Source organism: Emticicia oligotrophica DSM 17448, assembly GCF_000263195.1.
Taxonomy (GTDB): domain Bacteria; phylum Bacteroidota; class Bacteroidia; order Cytophagales; family Spirosomataceae; genus Emticicia; species Emticicia oligotrophica.
This window is the reverse complement of the sequence record NC_018748.1, coordinates 1-13,819: the sequence shown is the minus strand read 5'-3', so window position 1 is coordinate 13,819 and position 13,819 is coordinate 1. Positions and strand designations below refer to the sequence as shown.

Here is a 13,819-nt window from a genome sequence, read left to right as displayed (position 1 = left end):
GTATCTGATTACTTCCAAAAAAATTCCGAACTTTGTCTTCCAATCAAATATTTTCAAAAATCTATATGGTCATTTTTATTGACGACAAATTAATAAGAATTGTTAGTAACTCTAAATTGAAGCGTTTACATGGCAATGATTATGATGTAATGCTTGATGCACGTTTGGAGATGCTCAATTTAAAAAAACTGCATGGTCATGTAGTAATTTTGAATGCAAACGAAGCAACGATTGACAAGTTCTTTAAAATTATTCAACAAACAAAAGAGGTTGGTTATCAATCGGTTACGTTTGTAGTTGATAATAAAGAATCTACTGAACGACAAATTCGTGGTTTTTATAAAGTTGTTAAGGCGGCAGGTGGAGTCGTCTTCAATGAGGATGACAAAATATTGATGATGTTTCGTTTAGGTAAATGGGATTTACCAAAGGGAAAACGAGATGATGGTGAAAAATCGAAGCAAACGGCTGTAAGGGAAGTAGAGGAGGAGTGTGGTATTCAAGTAAAGTTAGGTGAGAAAATTTGCACAACTTGGCATACCTATACGATGGGGAATAATAAAATTTTGAAGCGTACGAAATGGTATAGAATGCATTGTTCAGATGATTCAAAAATGCAACCACAAACCGAAGAAGGAATAGAACGATTGGAATGGATGGGCTCAAAAGAAGTACAAAAAGCTTTGTTGAATTCGTATAGTTCTATCAGATTTGTAGTTGACCAATTAGGTAATAAAAATGAAACCGATTCTGAATAAGAAGCTTTTTATATTGATTTTACTTGTTTTTGCTTTGAAAGAAGTTAAGGCTCAAAACTCGTGTCAGCCGAGTTCCTTTACTTTTAGCCCTAGCACACAAAACCGCACAATTGATTGGAGAAAGTTTCCTGAATTTTCATTACCATTTTCAATTGTTTATGGAGGACCACGTTTTGGGGATTTCCAAAAACTACCATTAAAATATGGTTTTAGTCATTTAGCTACTTCCGATGGAAATGATGCAGATTTACCTCGTAATCAAAGAGCTGCAGTTTGGTATGGCACAGGTTATCCTTCTGCTAACCAGCCTTGGGAAACTGCAAAAAGCCCTTGGGGAAATAATATAGAATTGTATAAAACGAAGTGGAAGAATGATATGGCGGGCTTTGCCAATAGTTTTACGAGTTCTAAAGGTACGGGTATCGTCGATATTGATTTATTTGTACCTGATATTGAACTTCAAATCAAGTCAAATGATTCTATACTACTCCTGAAAAATCACCCTGCTACACCTGCCGCTTACAAAAGTCTTGATAATCAATCATTCATTGTTCAATACAAGAAAGATATCCAAGCTTTATACGGACAAGCATTTGCTGCAACTAAGCAATATTCAACGACAACTAGTAAGATTGGAGGATATTCGGATGCTCCAATTTTGAATACGTACATAAATATTGCTGGAAATTCTTGGCAAAAATGGACCTCAGATGCGTCTCTATTGAATTATATTAATTATGATTTTTCTAAGAATACCATCGGAGGGGCTGCTTATGACAACCAAGATTTCTATTCGCCCGCAGCTTATTATTATTACGACTTCCCCAATCCACTTGCTCCTGACTATTTAGCCTATATGCTATTTCAAATTGAAGTCAATCGAGCATGGACCTCCAAACCAATTATTCCTTTTGTTTGGCTTCGGTATAGTTATACTCCTCAATTTGTCAAGAGGTTTATTAGACCATTTATGGCTGAAGCAACGGCTATCTTTCCATTCTTTTCAGGAGCGAAAGGTTTATGGCTTTGGGAAGACCCTGGCACTTTTGGTAATAACGAAAACTTTGCCACCTACGAGTACTTTATCAATGGATTATACCGCCTTTCTCAATACAAAGAAATGTTCTCTGGTAACTATGAATTGGTTATTCCTGCTCCTGCTCGTGAGTATGTAGATACAAGAAAACCTATTTGGAGAGGAGTGGCAAAAGGCAATGAGTTATTGGTAGTGGCACATAATCCTTATGCGAAAGATGAAAATGAAATAGTTACGATTGAGGTTGCTTACAAATCGTATCGCCAAATGATTACCCTCAAAGGTTATGAAGTGTTTTTATGTAAGTTTGATATGTCTTTACTGGCAAATGAACCCAATATTCAAGCTTTTGAAATAGCCCCTAATCCTGCACAAGAACGTGTGTCATTAAAAGTTTATAGCTCAAAACAGCAGAAACAGCCAATCGAAATATTTGATTTACAAGGTCGAAAAGTATTTGCTGAAATGCATGATTTTACGTTGGGAGAAAATATAAAAACTCTGAATATCAGTAAGCTATCGGATGCTACTTACCTACTTAAAACTTTAGGCATTTCAAGAAAATTAGTAATTTGTAAGTAGAAATATCTAATTTTTCGGAGTATTAGTGATAAAGATACAGTCGCAAAAAAATAGCATATAGAAGAGAATAACTTAAAAAAACGCTAGTTTTAGCTGAAAACCTAATAAATCTGTGAAAATATTGTGACAATATTTAGTATCAGTTAAATGCTCATTAGAAAACTAAAACCATGTTTCTGAAAACCCAAAGATTCGTAGAATTGATGAGCTTTTTCACGTTTTAGATTACTTGAAAGACTCATTTTATAACATCCTTTAGCCTTCGCGTAAGCCAAGGCAAACTCCATCATTTGTTTACCAACCCCTTGTCCTTGCATTGTAGGTAAAACACCGACATCCTCAACAACTGCTGAAGGGGTACCCAAGTGAGCCATGTTTTCCATGATTAATATAGCAAAGGTTCCTACTGCTTTATCTTTAATTCTTGCTATAAAAACTTTATAGTCAGGGTATTGTTGTTGTTTTAAGAATATTTCTTTTGCTTTCTCTAAGCTTATTACTCGACCGTTATCCAAAGATTCAGCGTAAATTTGTAAAATATCTTCGAGGTCATTTATGGTGGCTACTTGAATATTTAATTCCATTTTTTTAAACAATTTTATTGAACAGAAAGTTAAAAGCGAATGATTTAAAAAGATAGGATTGTGAGCAAGAAAAAAAGTAAAACAATGTCAAATATAAATCAAAAATATGACATTGATGACTATTACTACGAGAACGGATTTATAGTCTTTACAGCAGCTTACCACCAAAAGCGTGGGTATTGTTGTAAGAGTGGGTGTCGCCATTGTCCTTATGGTTTCAAAAAAAACTGAGCGATACTTTTTCATTTCCAAAAAAATGTGTAATTTTGCACTCCGTTTGAGGAATTAATAATTTTTTCATAGAAAATATTTCAATAGGCAATGGCAAAGGTTTGTCAAATCACTGGTAAAAAAACGCAAGTCGGTAATAATGTATCGCACGCTAATAATAAAACTAAGCGTAAGTTTTTCCCAAATTTAAAAACTAAAAGATTCTTTTTAGAATCAGAAGGTATTTGGGTTTCGTTGAAAGTTTCAACTTCAGCTCTTCGTACAATCAACAAGAAAGGCTTAGAAGCTACTATTGTTGATGCGGCTCGCAAAGGAACTTTAGCATTATAATATATAGCTAAAAAGCAATTTTAGATATAAAGCATGACCCAGCAAGGGTCATGCTTTTTTCTGTTGTAGAAAGGCTATAATCTAATTTATTTCGTATATTCAAGCAAATTAATACTTTGTTTAATTAATCTTATATTATGGTTCAAATCAACGAAGCAACAAACTATATTCAATCGATAATTGGCGATTTTAGACCTCAGTTTGGTATCATTTTGGGTACTGGGCTCGGTAAACTCACGACCGAAATCGAGGTGGAATACACCATCAATTATGAAGATATTCCACATTTCCCAATTGCAACCGTTGAGTTTCACACAGGAAAACTACTTTTTGGAAAACTCAAAGGTAAAAATGTGGTTTGTATGCAAGGACGCTTCCATTATTACGAAGGATACTCGATGCAGCAAGTGACATTTCCAGTAAGAGTGATGAAAATGTTGGGCATCGAACGCTTAATTGTATCCAATGCTGCGGGGGGAATGAATCCAAGCTTTTCAGAGAGCGACTTAATGATTATAGAAGACCATATTGCTTTGTTTTTACCTGAAAATCCATTGGTTGGCCCTAATATAATGGGCGACCGATTTCCAGATATGAGCGAACCGTATGATTTAGAAATGATTGAAAAAGCTAAATTAATTGCTACACAAAATGACATCGAAGGTGTGCATACGGGTACCTATGTGAGTGTGAGTGGGCCACAACTAGAAACAAAGGCCGAGTATAAACTTTTAAGAATGGTTGGTGCTGATGCCGTGGGTATGAGCACTGTGCCAGAGGTAATCGTTGCTCGTCAAATGGATTTGCCTGTATTTGGTATTTCTGTCATTACGGATATGTGTATTCCTGAAACTTTGAAAAAAGCAGAGATAGAAAAGATATTAGCTTCGGCTTATAGAGCAGAACCTAATATGACCTTGATAATCAAGGAATTAATTGCTGGACTTTGATTTCATATTGATGTACATGTAAAAAAGCCTTCCCTAATTGGGAAGGCTTTATGTTTTCTAGGGTATATATTTGGTTTTTAGTTTAAAATGTAAAGTTCAAACGAGCAAACAGAAAGCGGCCATTAAAGCCAAATTGTTGTACTCGTCGAGAATAAACAAACCGACCAAGTGACATATTTCCAGAATGTTTATGAATATCTTGGTAGACATCAAAAATATTATTCGCACCAACTGATAAACTCATGCTTTTCATTAACTGGTAGTTAAGAGTAAGGTCAGTAATAGTTTTTGGTGTAAATGTTTGGTCTAAAGTTTCTTTTGTGTTGTTATTGAAGGCATTGGCAACGAAGTTTGCATCACTTAAGATAGTGGGGTCTAAATAAACAACTTGTCCGAAATGCACCACACGAAGCATTGTTCCAAATTTACCTACTTTATAATTAATTGTACCAGTAATCTTATTTTTTGGACTTGCTACTTCAATTCGGCTTTGGTCTTCACGATTAAAATAATTTGCTAATTGGCCACTATTGATAAGTGTTTGTGAAGCTTTAATTGCTGGCTTACCATCGGAGCCTTTAATTACTTGATTATTGATAAATGCTCCCGCCAAAGTGAATTTTAAATGGTGTTTATCTCCAATCTTAGTACCATAAGCGGCTACTGCTTCTAAGCCCCTCGAACGCGTATCGATAGCATTGGTAAAGAAATTAGCAGTATTTGCACCAACCGCAGCAAGTTGAGCTGCCAAATTAGCATCTCCATTTGCAGTAAAATTATTTGTTAAGATAATACGGTCTTTGATATCTATTTGATAAGCGTCAACAGTTAATTCTAATTTACCTAATTGGGCAGTTGCACCTAAACTATAATTAGTTGAAGTTTCAGGTTTGAGTGTTGGAATACCTAAAATAGCTGCTGCCTTGCTATTATTTGGCAAAGTAGCACTTTCTACAGGTGTTTGAATACCATTAATGGTTACAAACAGCGTATTAGTCTTAGAATAATAGCTCTGTTGTAGTGAAGGTGCCCTAAAACCTGTACTGATGGCTCCACGTATGGCTATTTTATCGGTTAGTTTATAGCGAGAGGCAAGTTTAAAGTTTATTGGGGTTTGGTCGAAGTTTGAGTATTTTTCTAAACGTAACGCTCCCGATACAATCCAAGCTTTTGTTAAATCAAGTTCTAAATCTGTATATAATGCAAAACTATTTCTGCTAAAAGAACCTGCATCTTTTGGAAAGAAACCAGCAAAAACCTGAGAGCCTAATGCTACGCCAATGGCTTTTTCATTATAGTTTTTCCAAGAGGCTTCTTCACCTGCACGCGTACTAAACTGATCAACTTTAAATTCAGCACCTGCTCCAAAGTTTAAGCCACTTAATATAGTTTCAAATTTACGGCTCAAATCAAAATTAGTGGTATTCTGACTGAATGCATTACCACCAGCATCGAAAGTACGCTGAAAATTAGTAGTTCCAATAGCTTGAGTATAGTTCACAGAATTATCAACCCCATAATCAAAAATATTTCTACCAAATACATTACTTAAATCAAAATTCCAGTTCTTCATCATTTTGCCGCGAATGCCTGCAGCAAATGAGATATCGGTTACATTTGAATTGATTTCGGGTAAAAAACCATTAGGATACACCGCAAATACATTCGTACGAATAGTATTCGCTGGAAGGCCTGTAGCTGAAACAGCGGCTGCATTAAGTAAAGGAACAGCATTCGGATAGCGGTAAAAACCTGCTGCATTTCCTTTTTTATTATTCCACCCACCAAATGCATAAGCTTCAAAGTTATCGTTGATTGGTAAAGCAGCATTAATAACTATGCCACCACCTTTTACTTGGGAGTTTCCAATACGCATGTCGAAGTCATTGCGTGTAAGACCCTTACTAGCAATTACTTGGTCGTCAGTTTGGCCTGTTACTGCAGGGAAAACTTGTCCTGTATAAGTACCTGTACGGTTGGTAGCTCCACGAGATACATATTCACCAGTAACATTCAAAAAACCTTTTTTTCCAAGTTTTAATCCATAATTCAAACCTAATTGAGCAGTAAGGCCATCTTGTACGTTAACACTTTTAGATTGGCCATTTGAGAAATTTACTGCGTAATTTTTATCATAATTTGTAATATTTTCACCGGTAGATAAGTTCCCACTTAAACCCATTTGTTTCTTTAATACGATATTAATTACTCCAGCAATCGCATCCGAACCGTATTGAGCTGCAGCACCATCTCGTAAGATTTCAATTTTTTCAACGGATGTTGCAGGAATGGCATTCATGTCAGTGCCAACTGTTCCGCGGTTAACCGTTCCGTTCACATTTACTAATGCTGACTGATGTCGACGTTTGCCATTCACTAAAACCAATACTTGGTCTGGCCCTAAGCCTCTTAATTGGGCTGGATCAACGTGGTCAGTTCCATCTGAAATAGCTTGGCGAGACGATTGAAATGATGGAGCAACGAATGTAAGAATTTGATTGATGTCAACTTGTCCAACATTATTAGTTACTTGCGAAAGCGGAATGACGTCAACAGGAACAGGAGTATCTATTTTGGTTCGTCCGCTGCTACGTGTTCCGGTTACAACTACCTCACTTAAGGAAGAAAGAGCTTCTTCAAGAGATATGTTAATGGCTTGATTACCCGAAATTTTTACTTCTTTACTTGAAAAACCAATAAAGCTAAATACCAAAATATCACCATCATCGGCATTGAGTTTAAATGTACCGTCCATTTCAGTACTGGTACCCCTCTTTGTACCTTTGATACTGACACTCACACCTGGAAGAGGCTCTCCTTTAGTGTCAGTAACTTTTCCTGTAATGGGACTTTCGATTACGTTTGGGCTGAGCATAACATCGGCCATGCGATTTAGAATAATTTTATTACCGCTAACTTTGAAAGTAATATTGAGCGGCTTTAACAGACTTTCGAGCACATTTGAGAGTTTTTGCTGTTTCACATTAAGCGAAACAAAACGATTACTCTTGATTAGCTTCGAACTGAAAACAAACTTCACATTTGCCGTTTCCTCAATTTTATTCAAGGCATTTTCAAGGTTTTGCTCTTTGAGTTGCAGCGATACTTCTCTGTCTAATACTTCTTGAGCACTACTTGAGTGAGCATAGCTTAGTCCAGTAAAAAGCAGAGCCATACAGAATTGCAGGAGGCTCAATCTCATAATTTTAGTGGTTAATGAATTGGTTTTTGTAAAAAATCGCATAATTTTAAACGTTTTTGAGAATTTGTGAGAAATGAAACAAAAACATTCCCTTTTTATTCGAATTCGCCAAAATTCGATTAGGGAAAATTCAATCGGTGATGTTCGTTGCATCACCGATTTTGGTTTAGTTGAAATTTAGTTTTAAAGCTGGTACTTATGTGGAAAATACCACAGATGTTTATCAGTTTAGTTTTTACATCCTTTGCTGTTTATTATTATTTGCCCGTCAATGACTTGATACTGTGCTTCAATGGCATTACAAACCAAATCTAATTTTCCATAAAGAGGTTCGTCTGATAAAGTGGCTGTTACGGGGCATTCCTTCAATAATTCTTCATCATATATGATTATAATCCCATAGGCTTTTTGAATAGTCGCAAAGATATTAGCAGCTGATTCATCCCTAAATTCAAAGTTATATTGAGGCATTTCCGACAGCATTTCGGGTTGTTCTACCAAGGTTTTTGAAAAATTATTTTCTTTTTTATCGAAACTTATTTGCTGGTTTGGAACTGCAATAACTCCATCTAATACTTTCGATTCACCACTAATGATTCTTGCATTTTTATTTACCTCATCAAGCCTGTAAACTGATACTTTTCCCGTTCTCACAATTACTTGTACATCTTTTTGTTTTTTGAAAGCTTTTATAGTGAAACTTGTGCCTAAAACTTTGGTAACTAATTCATTAGCAAATACAAAAAAAGGCTTTTCTGGATTTTTTGCTACTTCAAAGAAGGCTTCTCCATCGAGGTAAACTTCTCTTTTATCATGTTTAAAAGCCGCTGGATAACTTAACCTACTACCTTTTTGAAGTAAGATTGATGAACCATCATCAAGTGTTATTAATAAAGGTTTTTCTGACCTGTTTTCTTTTTCAATGAGTTCGATGCTCGAATTGGCAACTAATTCCTTGTAAATGCCAGATTGCGTATCGGATTTCTGATAATACCACCAACCTATACTTATTAAAATAATAGCTGCTGCCGCCCAACGAATTATTGGTTTACTATAAGGTATTTGTAATCCATCCCTAATTTCTTTATTGACAAAACTATCTCGTAAATCATCAAATCTTTGATTAACTTGATTCGCTGACCACTTCAAAGAAAGTTTATCCAATTCGGCAAACGATTTTTCAATTAACTCTTTTCGTTGGGTATTATCTTCAGCCCAATCTTCCCATTCTAAAATATCTGCTTCATCCTTCTTAAAATAAAAATTTAAAAAAGATTCATCAACTAAAAGTTCTTCAATTGATGGTTGGGAATCAAAACGAGTTAATTTTTTTTTCATGGAAATAAATGACAAATTTTTCTAATAATATTTTGTTGTATATAATTACAGAGAAGACTTTCTCAAAAATCTTCCTGATTTTTGAGATTTTTTTTTGCATACACAAATTATAATTCGTAAACGTAGATTTACAACCATCATTTTTAATGAAAAATCTAATAAATAAGCCTTGAAACAAAGAGGATATTTTAAAATGAAATGAGTACCGAAATATTATTTAAGTATCGTTCGGAGCTTCTTGATTGCTTCATGAAGGGTTTTATAAACACTATCTGTTTGAAGATTTGTTCGTACAGAAATTTCTTTGAAGCTCATTTCTTCAAAGTATTTGAGCATAATAATTTCTTTTTGACGAGGTGTAAGCTCTTCAAGGGCAAGGCGTAGTTTGACTTTCAAAGATTCGTCGGCTTCTTGCTTGATTAAGATTTCTTCGTAGGATTGGGTAGATAAAATAAAAGTTTCTGCATCTTCCCAATTTACTTTCTCAATACTATCTGCTTTTTGCAATTCTTTAAAAATTCGCTTTTTTAACGAACTTTTTAAGTAAGCCTCAAAGGATTGAATTTGGGTAAGCGTATGACGATACTTCCATAAGTCGCTGAAAATAAGCTGAATAGCTTCTTCAGTGATATCGCTATCCAAACACCATTTCAATCCAGCTCGATAAAGTTTATTATAATAGGTATTGAACAAGTACCCCAAAGCTTTCTCATCGTCTTTAAGAAGGGCTTCCCAAAGTAATCCATCAAGGTAGTGTTCGTTTTTATTCATAGGTTAAAAATAAAATCCCCCTTAGTTTTGAAAATACCAAGGGGGATTACTTATAAATATTAGGCAAATACCAGTTTCTTCATGTATGCAGCATCTGCTTCAACGGCTTTTAATGGAGTGGTATTATCAAAACGCTCTTGTTCAACAATATAATATTCCATGCCATTGGCTTTGGCTGTACTTAAAATTTTCGGGAAATCTATTCTACCCGTACCAATGATAGTTGAGCCTCCAATTGGCCAGAATGGGTCTGTTTGTTTTTCTTTCGCTTCTATTTCTTTCATTTTTTCCTCTTTATAGAGGTCTTTAATATGGCAAAGACGGAAACGATTTTTATACTTTGTAAACCAAGCTTCTGGGTCTTCACCTGCTTTAACTACCCAATAAAGGTCTAATTCAAAATCAACCAATTTAGGGTCGGTTCCTTCCAATAAAATTTGCTCCGGACAAGTTCCATCAGCGTATTTCTTGAATTCGAAGTGGTGATTATGGTAACCCACTCTTAAACCTGCTTTTGAAGCAATTTCTCCCTGACGATTAAGTCCTTCTGCTGCTTTTTTCCATTCATCGGCTGTTTTTAAGCTTCCTAAAAATGGATTTATCAAATATTTCATGCCGATACTTGCGGCATCATCAACTAATTTCTTAAATGCCCCCTCAGTTTCTTTTTTAATTGTAAAATCTGGATTGCAATGTGTACTTATCATATTCATACCCAACTCGTCCATGTATGCCTTGAAATCTTTGGCACTCATGCCCCAAAATACGCCTTTATCTCCTTCAAAACTTTCTATTTGTTTATAACCATAGCTGGCTAATGATTTCAAAACACCTTTCGGGTCTTTGGCTAAATCTTCTTTCACTGTCCATAGTTGTAAGCCAAATTCTTTAACTGAGGGTTCTGACATGATTGCAGAGGTTGCTGTTGAGTCGGTCTTTTTTTCTTCTGTTTTAGAAGAAGGAGTACAAGACCATAATTCGCTGGCTATCAATGGAGTAGCTGCGATAATTCCAGTCTGACGTAGGAAATTTCTACGATTGAATTTCATAGTAAATTAAAGGTTAAGGGTTTATGTTTAACATCTAAATTTGAAAAGAGTCAGGTAAATATAAAGATTTAATCGAAGATATGGTTTTATGCCGCTTCAAATTTTTCTTATTTTGTAGTAAAATTAAATTAGATTGGCCAATTATGTATTTTATTATCATATTTTGGTTGATTTTCAATGTAAGCAAAACTAAAGTATGTACGCAAAAGTAATTTTACAAGCTGGTAAAGAAATGGCAGTGCAACGCCTCCATCCTTGGATTTTTTCGGGAGCAATCGCCAAGACCGAAGGAAATCCCATTGATGGTGATGTGGTTGAAGTTTTTGATAAAAAGAATAATTATTTGGCAACTGGCCATTTTTATAAAGGAAGTATTGCGGTTAAAATTTTTTCTTATGAAACCGTAGCGGTGAATGAAGAATTTTGGCTAAAAAAGCTTTCAGTAGCACATAAAGTTCGACAAACCATTGTTTTTCAAGGAGGAACTGGAAAGGTAAACTGCTATCGTTTGGTCCATGGCGAAGGTGATGGTTTTCCGGGTTTGATTCTTGATTTTTATAATGGAGTGGTGGTTTTTCAAGCTCATACGATTGGCATGTGGCAAGAACGTGAAAAAATTGTAGCAGCATTGAAAGAAATTTATGGAGCTGAATTATTGGCTATTTATGATAAAAGTGCAGAAACCTTACCCGCAGAATTTGCTAAAAATGTAAAGAATGAATATCTTTTCAATCGTTCTACCAATGAATTAGTGCCACACGAAGTTTCTGAAAATGACCATAAGTTCTTAATTGATTGGCTTACTGGACAAAAAACAGGTTTTTTCCTTGACCAACGAGATAATCGTGCTTTATTGGCTCAGTATGCGAAAGGAAAGAAAGTATTAAATTCATTTTGCTATTCGGGTGGATTTTCGATTTATGCTCTAAAATCAAGGGCAAGTTTAGTTCATTCAGTAGATGTTTCGAAGAAAGCGGTTGAGTTGGTTAATCAAAACGTAGCATTAAATTTTGGAGAAACTGCCAATCACGAAGCGTATGCTGAAGATGTGATGACTTATCTCAAACGTAACGACCAATTTTATGATGTCATTATTCTCGACCCACCAGCTTATGCCAAGAATATAGCTAAACGACACAATGCCGTACAAGGGTATAAACGTTTGAATGTTGAAGGAATTAAAAGATTGGCCAAAGGCGGAATTTTATTTACTTTCTCTTGTTCACAAGTAGTTGACCGTGAGCTATTTTATAACACCATCATGTCGGCAGCTCTTGAAGTTGGGCGTCAGGTAAGGGTGCTTCATCATCTAACTCAAGGAGCAGACCATCCCGTAAATTTATTTCATCCTGAAGGTAGTTATCTGAAAGGTTTGGTTTTATATGTTGAATAAAAATTAAGGGAGATGTTAGAAAAAACATCTCCCTTAATTCTACTATTAATGTATTTACTATTATTTTCTAAACATCTTCAATAATTTATTCACGGCTGAACTGATTTCTTTATCAGTATCCATTAAATCATTAACTGTTTGAATGGCGTGAATAACTGTACTGTGGTCGCGGCCCCCAAAGTGATAACCAATAGATTTCAATGAAAGGTTTGTCAATTCTTTGGTTAAGTACATGGCCACTTGGCGAGGCAATACAATTTCTCGTAAACGACTTTTTCCTTTCAAATCGGCGGTTCTAACTTTATAATGCTCAGTTATTGCTTCAATAATTGTATCAACTGTCACTTCTCGTTCAGAATCCTTTACTAAATGACGTAAAGTAGCCTTGGCTAATTCTAAATCTATTTCTCGGCGAGTAAGCGAGGCTTGAGCCAATAATGAAATCATTACACCTTCAAGTTCACGTACGTTGGTATCAATGCTGTGTGCCAAATACTCAATCACTTCATAAGCAATCGAAATGCCCTCAGCTTGTACTTTTTTCTGTATAATGGCAATACGAGTCTCGAAATCAGGGGTTTGTAAATCGGCTGTAAGTCCCCATTTAAAACGCGATAAAAGGCGGTCTTCTACGCCTTCCAATTCTCTCGGTGGGCGGTCAGAGGTCATTACAATTTGGCGACCTGACTGATGAAGGTGATTGAAAATATGGAAGAAAGTCTCTTGTGTTTTTTCTTTTCCTGATAAAAATTGTACATCATCAATAATCAAAATATCAATCTGCATGTAGAAGTTCATGAAATCTTGCAGACTATTATTTTTGATGGCGTTGATGAACTGACTTGTGAATTTTTCTGATGAAACATAAAGTACAAACTTATTGGCAGCTTTATTTTTCATAAAATTACCAATGGCTTGTACTAAGTGGGTTTTCCCAAGACCCACACCCCCATAAATCATTAATGGATTGAAAGAAGTTACCCCAGGTTTAGAGGCAACCGCAAAACCAGCAGCACGAGCCAGTCGATTACAGTCACCTTCCACAAAATTATCAAAAGTATAATTGGGGTTTAGGTAAGAATCAAGGCTAAGCGAATCCAAATCCTTCATTTGGAAAGGATTTTTCACTACATCAGCATTCGGATTATCGGGCTTTGCATATTGAGGAGTATGCACAGGAGGCATATTCACTGCAATTTGAGGCTCATTTTTCTGACGATTCCCGCTATCTACAACAATAGAGTATTCAAGCATACCATCACGACCGATGGCATAATCCAAAGACTTTCTTAGTAGATGTACATAATTCTCCTCAAGCCACTCATAAAAGAATTGGCTTGGTACTTGAATGGTCAGTTTTTTGCCTTCCAACTTAGCGGGAATTATCGGTTCGAACCAAGTTTTATAACTTTGTTCAGAAATACTTTCCCGTATCATCTTTAGGCAGTTCTGCCACACTATGTCCACCTCACGTTGCAAAGTTACATTGGGGGTTTTGGGATTTTCTAAAATGGTCATTTTTTAGTCAGAAATTCAAAAGGGCTGCAAAGATAACAAAAAAATCGACCTAATCGTGAAGTGAAATTTGAGATTTT

12 protein-coding genes are annotated in these 13,819 nt (G+C 35.5%); 6 read left to right on the top strand and 6 right to left on the bottom strand.

The window, feature by feature from the left end; genetic code table 11:
* The first annotated feature begins 65 nt into the window (after positions 1-65).
* Together EMTOL_RS00060 and EMTOL_RS00055 are read left to right on the top strand one after the other, a co-directional pair.
* Positions 66-758, top strand: coding sequence for an NUDIX hydrolase (locus EMTOL_RS00060; protein ID WP_015027205.1), 693 nt, complete (start codon positions 66-68; stop codon positions 756-758).
* Positions 739-2,376: a T9SS type A sorting domain-containing protein gene (locus EMTOL_RS00055; protein ID WP_015027204.1), complete on the top strand. Its 1,638-nt coding sequence runs from the start codon at positions 739-741 to the stop codon at positions 2,374-2,376. Before EMTOL_RS00060 ends, EMTOL_RS00055 begins: the two co-directional genes overlap by 20 nt.
* Positions 2,377-2,519: 143 nt before the next feature.
* On the opposite strand, the gene EMTOL_RS00050 is transcribed toward EMTOL_RS00055, so the two are convergent.
* A complete protein-coding gene (locus tag EMTOL_RS00050; protein ID WP_015027203.1) occupies positions 2,520-2,960 on the bottom strand; it encodes a GNAT family N-acetyltransferase in 441 nt (146 codons plus the stop codon).
* 84 nt (positions 2,961-3,044) lie between these two features.
* Between EMTOL_RS00050 and EMTOL_RS22320 the strand changes: the two genes are divergently transcribed.
* The 3 genes from EMTOL_RS22320 to EMTOL_RS00040 all read left to right on the top strand — a co-directional run bounded on the left by EMTOL_RS22320 (position 3,045) and on the right by EMTOL_RS00040 (position 4,471).
* Complete coding sequence (locus tag EMTOL_RS22320) at positions 3,045-3,191, top strand: C1orf53 family protein (protein WP_305953146.1); 147 nt, start codon at positions 3,045-3,047, stop codon at positions 3,189-3,191.
* Positions 3,192-3,281: 90 nt separating this feature from the next.
* A complete protein-coding gene (gene rpmB / locus EMTOL_RS00045; protein WP_015027202.1) occupies positions 3,282-3,521 on the top strand; it encodes a 50S ribosomal protein L28 in 240 nt (79 codons plus the stop codon).
* 137 nt (positions 3,522-3,658) lie between these two features.
* On the top strand, positions 3,659-4,471 hold the full coding sequence (locus tag EMTOL_RS00040; RefSeq protein WP_015027201.1) for a purine-nucleoside phosphorylase: 813 nt from the start codon (positions 3,659-3,661) through the stop codon (positions 4,469-4,471).
* An 82-nt stretch (positions 4,472-4,553) separates the two neighbouring features.
* Here EMTOL_RS00040 and EMTOL_RS00035 read toward each other — a convergent pair whose 3' ends face one another.
* The 4 genes from EMTOL_RS00035 to EMTOL_RS00020 all read right to left on the bottom strand — a co-directional run bounded on the left by EMTOL_RS00035 (position 4,554) and on the right by EMTOL_RS00020 (position 10,831).
* On the bottom strand, positions 4,554-7,673 hold the full coding sequence (locus EMTOL_RS00035) for a TonB-dependent receptor domain-containing protein (RefSeq protein ID WP_305953145.1): 3,120 nt from the start codon (positions 7,671-7,673) through the stop codon (positions 4,554-4,556).
* Between the two features lie 228 nt (positions 7,674-7,901).
* Entirely contained in the window at positions 7,902-9,011 is a 1,110-nt protein-coding gene (locus EMTOL_RS00030; RefSeq protein ID WP_015027199.1) for a FecR family protein, read from the bottom strand.
* Between the two features lie 213 nt (positions 9,012-9,224).
* Entirely contained in the window at positions 9,225-9,782 is a 558-nt protein-coding gene (locus EMTOL_RS00025; RefSeq protein ID WP_015027198.1) for an RNA polymerase sigma factor, read from the bottom strand.
* Between the two features lie 59 nt (positions 9,783-9,841).
* Entirely contained in the window at positions 9,842-10,831 is a 990-nt protein-coding gene (locus EMTOL_RS00020; protein WP_015027197.1) for a sugar phosphate isomerase/epimerase family protein, read from the bottom strand.
* A gap of 196 nt (positions 10,832-11,027) precedes the next feature.
* Between EMTOL_RS00020 and EMTOL_RS00015 the strand changes: the two genes are divergently transcribed.
* A complete protein-coding gene (locus EMTOL_RS00015) occupies positions 11,028-12,224 on the top strand; it encodes a class I SAM-dependent rRNA methyltransferase (protein WP_015027196.1) in 1,197 nt (398 codons plus the stop codon).
* A gap of 60 nt (positions 12,225-12,284) precedes the next feature.
* Here the strand turns inward: EMTOL_RS00015 and dnaA are convergent, their stop codons facing one another.
* Complete coding sequence (gene dnaA / locus EMTOL_RS00010; protein ID WP_015027195.1) at positions 12,285-13,742, bottom strand: chromosomal replication initiator protein DnaA; 1,458 nt, start codon at positions 13,740-13,742, stop codon at positions 12,285-12,287.
* Between the last annotated feature and the right edge of the window lie 77 nt (positions 13,743-13,819).